Origin of the sequence: Haloferax sp. AB510 (genome assembly GCF_024136985.1) — an archaeon.
GTDB lineage: Archaea > Halobacteriota > Halobacteria > Halobacteriales > Haloferacaceae > Haloferax.
Genome location: NZ_JAMYJY010000131.1, coordinates 1 through 8,958, shown reverse-complemented (window position 1 = coordinate 8,958; position 8,958 = coordinate 1). Strand labels below are relative to the sequence as shown.

Sequence of the window (8,958 nt, the reverse complement as noted above, 5' to 3'; positions counted from 1 at the left end):
CGAGGCGACCCTCGCGGTCGACGCCGAGACGACGCCCGGCGAGAGCCGGAACGTCGAGGGGCGCGTCGGCCCCGACACCGACCGCGAGCTCGTCCTCTGTGCCCACTTCGACGCCCACGACATCGCCGAGGGCGCGCTCGACAACGGCTGTGGCATCGCGGTCGTCGTCACCGCGGCGCGACTGCTCGCCGAGATGGACCTCGACCTCGGGGTCCGCGTCGTCGGCGTCGGTGCGGAGGAACTCGGGCTGACCGGCTCCGAACATCTCGCCGACCGCCTCGACCTCGACCGCGTCGCCGCCGTCGTCAACGTCGACGGCGCGGGGCGGTTCCGCGACCTCGTCGCCCACAGCCACACCTCGGAGGCGACCGCCGAGGTGGCGACCCGTGTCGGCAACGAGACGCGCCACCCGGTCGAAATCGAACCGGAACCGCACCCGTTCAGCGATCAATGGCCGTTCGTCCGCGCCGGCGTCCCGGCGCTTCAGCTCAGGAGCGAAAGCGGCGAGCGCGGCCGCGGCTGGGGTCACACCCACGCCGACACCCGCGACAAGGTCGACGACAGAAACGTCCGCGAACACGGGATGCTCACTGCACTTATCGTCCGCGACCTCGCCGCGGCCGCCGCCGACGGGGAGGTGCCGCGGCTCGACGACGACGACCTCGCCGCGGCGTTCCGCGACGCCGACTTCGAGACGGGGATGAAGGCGGCGGGTATCTGGCCCGACGGCTGGGAGTGAGTTCGGCGGTCAGTCGCGCGCGGAGGGGTCGGCACCGTCGCCGCGGTTGTCATCTGAGTCGTCGCGGTTCTCCTCGCTGTCGGTGACTTCGACCGTCAGGTCAGCTTGCGACAGCGCGCTTTCAGTCGCGGCCTCGACGACCATTCCGGCCCCGATGACGACGTAGTACATCCCGTAGACGAACGTCGGGACGGCGACGAGGAGGTAGAGTGCGAGGCCGGCGATGCCAGTCATGCTGGCGAGGAAGCCGCCGACGGCGTTGCCGACGCCGATGATAAACAGGCCGAAGACGATGCGGAGGGTGGCATCCCACGCGGCGGACCGGTCCATGCGTGAGCCGACGGCGAGCCGCGTGATGTGTCTACTGGTCGATACGCGGCGCGGGGGTGCGGCACGGGCCCGCGGTGAGGTTTGCGTGGTCGTTCTCCCGCGCGTCAGCACACCGCGAGCAGCTCGTCAAGCGAGTCGAGTTCGTAGGTCGGCTCGGCGGCCAGCTGGTAGCCGTCGCGGTGGGGTCGACGGATGAACGCCGAGTCGATGCCAGCGCGGTCGGCCGCGACCACGTCGACGTTGCTGTCGCCGACGTAGAGCGCCGAGTCGACGCCGAGTTCGCCCATCGCGCGCTCGATGTAGTGCGGGTCTGGCTTCTTCACCCGCGCGCCTTCGACCGTCGGGTCGCGGCCGTAGGCCACCTCGAAGCGGTCGTCGATGTCGAACACGTCGAGGATGTGTTCGATGGTCGCGTGCTGGTTGTTGCTCACGACCGCCAGCGGGTGGTCGATATCTTCGAGGGCGGTTACGTCGTCGTACAGCGGTTTCGTCCCGTTTTCCAGACACGCCCGCTGGGTCGCCGCGGCGTGACTCTCGTGGTGCGACCAGAAGTCGTCGACCGGTACGTCGTGGACCGCGCAGATGCGGCGCAGGCGCGTGAGGCCGCCGTTGATGACGCCGTCGACCGTCTCGGTCGTCGGTTCGACGTCGAACTCGGCGAACGCTCGTCTGACCGCCTCCCGCTGGACTTCGAGCAGCGTCGGCTTCGTCAGCACGCCGTCGTTGTCGAAGATGACAGCGTCGTAGCACATGGTCGGCGATTCGCACCCGAACCAGGATAACGTTGCTATGTGCGACCCCAACCGCTCCGGAGGGCTATTGACTCCTCCCGCGTCCGTCAACTGCTGTCCTCGCCGACGCCGCTGCTTCTGGCGTCGTCCGCCCGCTCGACCCCGTCGCGGATGCGCGAGCCGACGCGCCAGCCGATGCGGTCTGCGAGGGCCCGTTCGCCGAAAGCCGCGGCAGTACTCTCGGCGGCCATCGAGTCCACGTCGAACTCGACGTTCGGGTAGTCGACCGCCGTGAGAAGCAGGGGCGTCGGCGGCGCGGGCGGGACGCCCTCGGGACCGTCGAGGTGGTCGGGGCCGAGCACGTCGTCCACCTTCGACGGCGGGGCCGCGCCCGACCCGACGGCGCGGACGAGCGAGACGAGTCGGCGGACGAGTTCGCGGGCGAAGCCGCCGGCCTCGACGCGCACGAGGAGGAAGTCGCCGTCGCGGGTCAGGTCGCCGTCGATGGCCCGGACCGTTCCGTGGTCGTCGGGCGTGAGGTTGTGGAAGTCGTGTTCGCCGCGGCAGGCGTCGAAGGCGTCTCGCGCCCGGCCGTCGTCGAATCCGTCGCTCGGGGCGTGGAGATCGTAGACGTACTCGCGGCGGGTCGGCCGGTGCCGGGGCGTTGGAAGTCGCCCGGGGGCGTCGGCGGCGGCCCACGCCCGGACCGTGCCCGGTAGCTCCGAGTTCAGCGCCCGCGGCGTACACCAGTCGGGACAGTCGAAGGCGACGGTCTGTGCGAGCGCGGAGACGCCCGCGTCGGTCCGCCCGGCGGCGGCGTAGTCGGTCGGTTCCTCGTCGTCGTCGCAGACGCCGAGCGCGCGGCAGGCGTCGAAGAGGGCGTCCTCGACGGTCGGCACGTCCGGCTGTCGCTGGAACCCGTTGTATGGGCGTCCGTCGTAGGCGACGCGGAAGGCGCGCATGTCGGGTGATTTTCCGGCGGACTACTTAACCGACTCCACCCGGTTCGACGACCCCGACTGTCCTGTCGTCTCCACACCGTCGCTGTGACTACACGTCCGCGTCCAGTGACTGTTCGTCTTCGACCGGGGAGTCCTCGCTTCGGATGGTGAGCACCGGCACGTCGGCCATCCGGAGCACGCGTTCGGTGACGCTCCCGAGTAGGTAGCGCTCGATGCCCCGGCGGCCGTGGGTGCCCATCACGATGAGGTCCGCGTCGACCTCCTCGGCGTACCGGAGAATTGCCCGGTGCGGCGAGCCGTGTTCGACGGCCGTGACGACTTCGAGGCCGTCCGCCTCGGCCGCCTCGACAGCCTCGGAGACGATCCGCTCGCCTTCCTCCTCGTAGGCGCGGACGAGGCCGCCGGCGTCGAGTTGGGTCGCGTGGAGGACGCGCTCGTCGACGACGTAGAGGGCATAGAGCGTCGCGTCCGTCGTCGCGGCGAGGTCGATGGCGCGGTCGAGCGCCTCGTCGGCGGGGGCGCTGCCGTCGAGCGGGACGAGAATCCTGTCGTACATGTCACTCGTCTGTACGACGGGCGGGAACAAAAGGGCGCGCGCCGGTATCGGGGCGCGGGAATCGCAGGGTTGGTCGACCGGCGCGAGAGCGGAGTTTGCCGGCACAGGCGCAGGGTCTGCCGGCGCGACCCGCGGGTCAGCCTACTCGTAGTCCTCGTAGGTCGGCGCGTCGCGGTCGCCGGGGAAGTCGTCGACGGGGACGGTGGTCTGGTCGCCGCTCGCCATGTCCTTGACCGTCACCTCGCCGTTTTCGAGGTCGCGCTCGCCGACGATGACGACCGTGTCGGCGTTGACCGAGTCGGCGTAGGACATCTGCGCGCCGAAGCTCCGGTCGGACACGTCGGCCTCGACGACGTTACCCGCCTCGCGGAGGTCGCGGGCGATGTCGGAGGCGACGGCGCGGGTGTCGCCGACGGTGAGGAGGTAGTAGTCGGTCGCCAGTTCCTCCTCGGGCCAGACGCCGGCGCGCTGGCAGAGCAGTTGGAGCGTCGCGCCGCCGATACCGACGCCGACGGCGGGGGTGGGCTGGCCGCCGAACGACTCGATGAGGTCGTCGTAGCGGCCGCCGCCGAACGTCGCCCGCGACACGTCGCCCGTGGAGTCGAAGCACTCGAAGACGACGCCGGTGTAGTAGTCCAGTCCGCGGGCGGTCGTCAGCGACACCTCGCAGAACTCGCCCGCGCCGAAGTCGTCGGCGGCGGCGAGGACGTTCCGGAGGTTCTCGACCGCGGCCTCGACGTTGTCGCCGCCGAACTCGGCGATTTCGTCGAGGTCGCCGCGCTCGATGAGGTCGGCGAACTCGCCGGCTTGGTCGTACGAGAGGCCGGCGTCCGAGAGCAGGCCGAGGTACTCCTCGCGTTCGACCTTCTCGGACTTGTCGACCGCGCGGACCGCGTCGGTCACGTCCACGTCGGCGTCGAACGACCGGAGCAGGCCGCCGAGGATGTCGCGGTGGGAGACGCGGAACTCGAAGTCGTCGGCCGTGAGGCCGAGGTCGGTCAGCGCGTCGGCGCAGAAGGCCAGAATCTCGGCGTCGGCCTCCGGTTCCGAGGAGCCGAAGATGTCGGCGTTGGTCTGGTAGAACTCGCGGAAGCGACCCTGCTGGACCTGCTCGTAGCGCCAGAAGGGCCGGGTCGAGACCCACTTGATGGGCTTCGACAGCGCCTGTTGCTTGGCGACGACCATCCGGGCGACCGTCGGCGTCAGTTCGGGCGTGAGGGTGACCTCGCGGCCGCCCTTGTCCTCGAAGGCGTACAGCTCCTCGACGATTTCCTCGCCGGACTTGTCGACGTACATCTGGGTCCGTTCGAGGTGGGGCGTCCCGATTTCGCGGAAGCCGTAGCGGGCGGCGGCGGTCTCGACGGTGTCGACGACCTCGCGCCGGGCCGACATCTCGCCGGGATAGAAGTCACGAAATCCCTTGAGTCGGTCGTACATGCGCGTTGGTTGGCGAAGGTCGCGCTTGAAACCTGTTGTTCGGGTCGACGGGCGCTCGTCGGTTTGCTGTCGGTTCGCCCTCAGTTCGTCGTCGAGTCGCCGGTGCGGCGCGGTTCGTCGGCGTCGCGGACGGTTAGCCGACCAGCGCCGCGAGCGCCGAGAGGTCGCCGAGGGCGATGAGCGAGACGCCCGCGACGGCGAGGACGGCCGCGGCGAGGCGGAGCCCGAACTGTGACTCCTTGAGGACGACCCCGCCGAGGACGACGGCGACGATGGCCTGCGTGTTGACGATTGGCGAGGCGATGCTCGCCGGTACCATCCCGAAGGCGGTCGAGGTGACGTGCTCGCCGACGGCGACGAGCGCGCCGGCCGCGACGAACTTCGGAACGTCGCCGCGAACGCTCGTCCAGTTGCGGGCCGCGACGGGCAGGACCGCGAGCGCCGCGCCGGTGAACAGCACCGGGACGAACACGCTCGTCGGGATGCCGAGTTCCTGCAGGGCGACGCGCTTTCCCACGTCGCTGGCGGCGTAACAGGCCGCGCTCGCCAGCGCGAGTTGGGCGGGCCGCGAGCGGACCGCGCGCCGCAGCGGGTCGAGGAACGCCCCGCCCTCGTAGTTCGCGACGTAGACGGCGACGGTGGCAACCGCGACGCCGAGGACTTGTAACCCGGTCAGAAACTGGTTCAGAAACAGGATTTCGATGGGAAGGACGAACACCGGGACGAGCTTGTTGATGGGCGCGACGTAGGACACGTCGCCGGCGGCGAGCGCGTCGACGAACAGGATGAACGCGACGCCGACGAGCACCGCCGTGCCGGCGACGATGAGGACTCCCATCGCGCCGAGTTCGGCCAGCGAGGGGACGGCCGTGGGGTCGTACGTCACCACCGTGACCGGGAGGTACAGGAGGACGGCGAAGGCGTTGACGACGACCGTGATGACCGCGCCGGAGTACCCCGGGAAGTACCGCTTCAGGGCGAAGATGTAGACGCCCCAGACGAACGCGGCGAGAACGGAGTAGGCGATGCCGGGGTCCATGATTCATCCGGCGCGCGGCGGGGTGAAAAACGACGCGGTACGGACCGAACCGGCGGTTACCGGACAGCGGCGTCCTCAGCGTCGGCCGTGGACGTAGCTCTGAATGTGGTCCGGGAACACCTCGTCGACCGCCGCCTGTCCGTGTTCGGCGGCGATGAGTTGGCGGAGTTCGCCCTCGTAGTCGGCCTTCGGAATCTCCTCGGACGGACCGGTCTCCACGTCGAGATGCGACTCCACGAGGCGGTCGACCGCGCCGCGGCCGAACCCGGAAAGCGGCGAGAGGTAGTCGACGCCGTGGCGGTCTTCGAGGCTCTGGGCCTGCGCCCGGGAGATGGACGGGACGCGGTCGTCGCGGCGGGTGCCGTCGGCGACGGCGTCGAAATCGAGGCCGCAGACCGCTTCGAGGGCGTGTTCGTGGACGCGCTGGATGCCGCCGCGGGGGTAGCCGTCTTCGACCATGCGGGCGGTGGCCTGCGCTGCGACCTCGCGGTCGAGTTCCAGCGTCTCGAAGGCGTAGCCGAGTTCGGCCGCCGCGTCGCGGGCGTGTGTCCAGTCTTCCGTGACCCCGAAGTGGGCGGTCACGAGCGTCACGTCGTAGAAGGTATCGAGAAGCAGCGCAGCGAGCGAAGAATCCTTGCCGCCGCTGTAGAGGAGCGCGAGTTCCACGTGTTACCGACGGCGGATGTTGAAGCTCTTCGACTCGGGCTGCAGCTCTTTCAGGAGCGCCTTCATCTTGTCGTCGTCGATGCGGCCCTGGATGCGCCCGCTCTGGGCGAGGGCGACGATTTGGCGCTCGACCTGCTCTGCGAAGTCCGGCTTGGACATCTGCACCGCGTTGAGGCGCTGGCGGGCCTCGTCGGTCAGGTGCTGTTTGAGAAGCGCCTGTTTCTGCTGTTCGGCGCGCTGTTGGGCGGCTTCCTCGGCCTGCTGTTGCTCGGCGGAGCCCTGACCGCCGCCGCCCCGCTGTTCTTGGAGTTCCTGCATCTTCTTCTTTCGAAGCTCCTCCAGTCGCTCATCGTCGGGACTGCCACTCATACCCTAGCGCACGGTCCGATGTCTGAAAACCATTACGGACCCGCATACAGACGGCTCTCGGGGAATCCGCCGTCGAAGAAGAACTCTCGGTGTGTGTCGGCGGCTCTACGCGTAGCGTTCGAGTTCCGGACGGTCGAGGTCGGAGAGCACGTCGGACGCGGCGTTGTCGAGGAAGCTCGTCCCCTCGGCGGTGATGCGGCGGCCCTCGCCCTTTGCGGTCTCGACGAGGCCTTCCTCTTCGAGCTGCTGGAGGAGCGTGCGGATGATGTTCTTACTGCCGGCGTCGCTGTGCGCACCGGAGACGCTGTAGCGGTTGGAGCCGCGCTTGAGGCCGCCGTATTCGGTGGAGAGGCGGTCGACGCCGACGGGGCCGTTCATGGCGACCTTGCGGAGCAGGCTCGCGCCACGGACGTACCAGAAGTCGTCCTGCTGGGGCGGGAGTTCGCGGGTCTGGCCGCTCTTCGCGAAGGCCATCCAGTCGGGTTGCTCGATACGGTCCTCGAGTCGTCCGGCGACCTCTTCGATGAGGGCGTCCGCCGGGACGTCATAGATGGTTACCATGGCTATTGGTTCATAATCGCGGCGTTTAAAGGCATCGTATTCGCCCGATACGGGCGGTTGGAGGCTCCTGCGCCCCGACCGGCGTCTGCCGGGCCGACAGCCCGCGTCCGCGGCGTCAGGACCGCCACCCGCGCGCGCTCTCCGTGCTCATCACGAGGCCGCCGAGGACGACGGGCACCCAGTAGACGAACCCCCGGAAGACGACGACGCCTGCGGTCGCCACGTCGAACGAGACGGCGGAGCTCGCGGCGGCGACGAGGATGGCAAGCGTCCACTCGATGCCGCCGGCGCCGCCGGGAAGCGGCGTCACGCCGGCTATCGCCCCGATGGGGACGACGAACAGCGCGATGGAGAAGGCGATGGGCGCGCCGATGGCGTGAAACGCCACCCAGAGCGCGACCATCTGGCAGAACCAGCCGAACCCCGACAGGCCGAGCGCGACCGCCAGCCCCCGCGGGTTCCGGCCGACGCGCTCGATAGAGCGGAAGAAGCCGTTGATGCGGCGCTCGATGCCGTCGTTCGTGGGTACCGACACCCGCGGAACGTACCGCGCAACGGTTCGGATGAACGGCGTCAGAACGCCGATAATCCGTCGTTCGAGGTCGTAACGGCGTTTCCACGCGGTGTAGACGGCCGCTGGCACGCCGACGGCGAGGCCGACCACGGCGACGAGCGCGATTTCGAGGTTGCGGCCGAGCGTCACCTCCGTGGCGTAGTAGCCCGCGCCGATGAGCGCGATGGTGATGGAGGGGACGAAGTTGATGGTGTCGACGCTGGCGATGGCCGCCAGTCCGGTCTCGTACTCGGTGTCGGCGCTCCGGGAGATGAGAAGCGCGGTCACGGGCTCGCCGCCCGCCTGTCCGAACGGGGTGATGTTGTTCGAGAACGTCGCGCCCGTGAAGATGAGAAACGAGCGGACGGTCGAGACATCCACGCCGAGTACGCCGAGGACGGTCTTCAGCGACGCGCCCCACGAGACGAGCCAGACGAGCGTGATGGCGAAGATGGCGACCAGGTAGGTCGGCTCGGCCATCGTCACCCGGTCGATGAGTTCGTCCACGCCCGCGAAGTAGAACAGGACGGCAAAGACGACGACCGCCGCTGCGAAACCGAGCACCGTCGCGCGGAGGTTCTCGCGGGCCATTTGCTGGGGATGCGTCTACGACGGGCATTAAGTCACCGGATTCGACGGCCAAGAAACAGGTCCGGACCGACGCAGTCGTGGGCTCGCGGTCCGCACCGCCGCCCGTTGTCGGATAGGTGGACATTTCCGCTCCGCCCGACACGTCCGCATATGGACGAGCGCGCCGCCCTCAGACTGCTCGCCGCGGACCTCCCCGGTGCCGGCGACGACGCCGCCGTCGTGGACGACCTCGTCGTCACGACCGACATGCTCCACGAGACGACGGACTTCCCCGCGGGGACGACCCGCTACACCGCCGGTTGGCGGGCCGTCGGCGCGTCCCTCTCGGACGTGGCCGCGATGGGCGCGAGCGCCACCTGCGCCGTCGCCGCCTACGCCGCCGTCGAACTCGACGAGACCGAACTCGGCGACTTCGTCCGGGGCG

General features: G+C 69.3%; 12 protein-coding genes. 2 read left to right on the top strand and 10 right to left on the bottom strand.

The features are described 5' to 3' along the window. Positions 1-739, top strand: a 739-nt coding sequence (locus tag NKF06_RS18340) for a M28 family metallopeptidase (protein ID WP_253246235.1), incomplete at its 5' end; no start/stop codon positions are given. 9 nt (positions 740-748) lie between these two features. Here NKF06_RS18340 and NKF06_RS18335 read toward each other — a convergent pair. The 10 genes from NKF06_RS18335 to NKF06_RS18290 all read right to left on the bottom strand — a co-directional run bounded on the left by NKF06_RS18335 (position 749) and on the right by NKF06_RS18290 (position 8,534). After that, the gene (locus NKF06_RS18335; RefSeq protein WP_253246234.1) at positions 749-1,069 is read right to left on the bottom strand and encodes a hypothetical protein; all 321 of its coding nucleotides are present in this window, start codon (positions 1,067-1,069) and stop codon (positions 749-751) included. Between the two features lie 104 nt (positions 1,070-1,173). After that, complete coding sequence (locus NKF06_RS18330) at positions 1,174-1,821, bottom strand: HAD family hydrolase (RefSeq protein WP_058825960.1); 648 nt, start codon at positions 1,819-1,821, stop codon at positions 1,174-1,176. 86 nt (positions 1,822-1,907) lie between these two features. Next, positions 1,908-2,762, bottom strand: coding sequence for a tRNA pseudouridine(38-40) synthase TruA (gene truA, locus NKF06_RS18325; RefSeq protein WP_253246233.1), 855 nt, complete (start codon positions 2,760-2,762; stop codon positions 1,908-1,910). 88 nt (positions 2,763-2,850) lie between these two features. Beyond that, the gene (locus NKF06_RS18320; RefSeq protein ID WP_058825958.1) at positions 2,851-3,318 is read right to left on the bottom strand and encodes a universal stress protein; all 468 of its coding nucleotides are present in this window, start codon (positions 3,316-3,318) and stop codon (positions 2,851-2,853) included. Positions 3,319-3,459: 141 nt separating this feature from the next. Beyond that, positions 3,460-4,755 carry a histidine--tRNA ligase gene (gene hisS, locus NKF06_RS18315; protein ID WP_253246232.1) on the bottom strand — a complete coding sequence of 432 codons (1,296 nt, stop codon included), beginning with the start codon at positions 4,753-4,755 and terminating at the stop codon, positions 3,460-3,462. A 133-nt stretch (positions 4,756-4,888) separates the two neighbouring features. Continuing rightward, positions 4,889-5,794 carry a DMT family transporter gene (locus tag NKF06_RS18310; RefSeq protein ID WP_058825956.1) on the bottom strand — a complete coding sequence of 302 codons (906 nt, stop codon included), beginning with the start codon at positions 5,792-5,794 and terminating at the stop codon, positions 4,889-4,891. Between the two features lie 75 nt (positions 5,795-5,869). Beyond that, positions 5,870-6,460: an alpha hydrolase gene (locus NKF06_RS18305; protein WP_253246231.1), complete on the bottom strand. Its 591-nt coding sequence runs from the start codon at positions 6,458-6,460 to the stop codon at positions 5,870-5,872. Positions 6,461-6,463: 3 nt separating this feature from the next. After that, positions 6,464-6,829: a DNA-binding protein gene (locus NKF06_RS18300; RefSeq protein WP_004976420.1), complete on the bottom strand. Its 366-nt coding sequence runs from the start codon at positions 6,827-6,829 to the stop codon at positions 6,464-6,466. Between the two features lie 105 nt (positions 6,830-6,934). After that, entirely contained in the window at positions 6,935-7,390 is a 456-nt protein-coding gene (locus tag NKF06_RS18295) for a 30S ribosomal protein S19e (RefSeq protein WP_004041740.1), read from the bottom strand. Between the two features lie 115 nt (positions 7,391-7,505). After that, entirely contained in the window at positions 7,506-8,534 is a 1,029-nt protein-coding gene (locus NKF06_RS18290) for a lysylphosphatidylglycerol synthase transmembrane domain-containing protein (RefSeq protein ID WP_253246230.1), read from the bottom strand. Between the two features lie 150 nt (positions 8,535-8,684). Between NKF06_RS18290 and NKF06_RS18285 the strand changes: the two genes are divergently transcribed. Beyond that, positions 8,685-8,958 (top strand): AIR synthase related protein (locus NKF06_RS18285; RefSeq protein WP_253246229.1); only part of this gene is annotated, 274 nt, incomplete at its 3' end.